This is a genomic window from Paucilactobacillus salsurae (assembly GCF_054784995.1).
On record NZ_BAAHWX010000030.1, the window covers coordinates 1 to 1,093 of the forward strand.

Here is a 1,093-nt window from a genome sequence, read left to right on the forward strand (position 1 = left end):
TCACATTTTGACCTTCTTGTGGTGTGTAACCTGGCACTGCTGGGAACGTCGTTGAATCAATTGGCGCATCCGTTTTGCCGGTTTCTGGTGTCGTTACTGAACCTGGTACTGGATTTCCATCTGCATCGACAGGTGTGATGCTATAAGGATGGGTATCTGGCGTGTAGTTAACCTTTTCAGTTGTCGTAATCGTTCCATCTGGGTTAACTGTGGCTGGCACAGTTGTAGGAGCAGCTGTGTAGCCTGGTTTCGTTGGCACTGTCACTTGAATTGTTTGACCAGTGGTGCCTGTCACGCCAGTGACAGTCTTTGGTCCGTCATTAGTGTCAATAGTGACATCTGCCGTGACCTTGTTTGGTACATAAACGATGTTAACCGGCGTGTCACCAGTTGGTACAGTCACATCTTGACCGTCTTGTGGTGTGTAGCCTGGCACTGTTGGGAACGTCGTTGAATCAATTGGTGCATCCGTTTTGCCGGTTTCCGGTGTCGTTACTGAACCTGGTACTGGATTTCCATCTGCATCAACAGGTGTAATGCTATAGTCATGAGTCTCCGGCGTATAGGTAACCTTTTCAGTTGTCGTAATCGTTCCATCTGGGTTAACTGTGGCTGGCACAGTTGTAGGAGCGGCTGTGTAGCCTGGTTTCGTTGGCACTGTCACTTGGATTGTTTGCCCAGTGGTGCCTGTCACGCCAGTGACAGTCTTTGGTCCGTCATTAGTGTCAATGGTGACATCTGTCGTGACCTTGTTTGGTACATAAACGATGTTAACCGGCGTGTCACCAGTTGGTACAGTCACATTTTGACCGTCTTGTGGTGTGTAGCCTGGCACTGTTGGGAACGTCGTTGAATCAATTGGTGCATCCGTTTTGCCGGTTTCTGGTGTCGTTACTGAACCTGGTACTGAATTTCCATCTGCATCAACAGGTGTAATGCTATAGTCATGAGTCTCCGGCGTATAGGTAACCTTTTCAGTTGTCGTAATCGTTCCATCTGGGTTAACTGTGGCTGGCACAGTTGTAGGAGCAGCTGTGTAGCCTGGTTTCGTTGGCACTGTCACTTGAATTGTTTGACCAGTGGTGCCTGTCAC

At 48.9% G+C, this 1,093-nt stretch carries 1 pseudogene; it reads right to left on the bottom strand.

Annotated elements, in window-relative coordinates:
• Positions 1-1,093: pseudogene (locus ACYVQZ_RS09995) on the bottom strand (hypothetical protein); the annotation flags it as partial.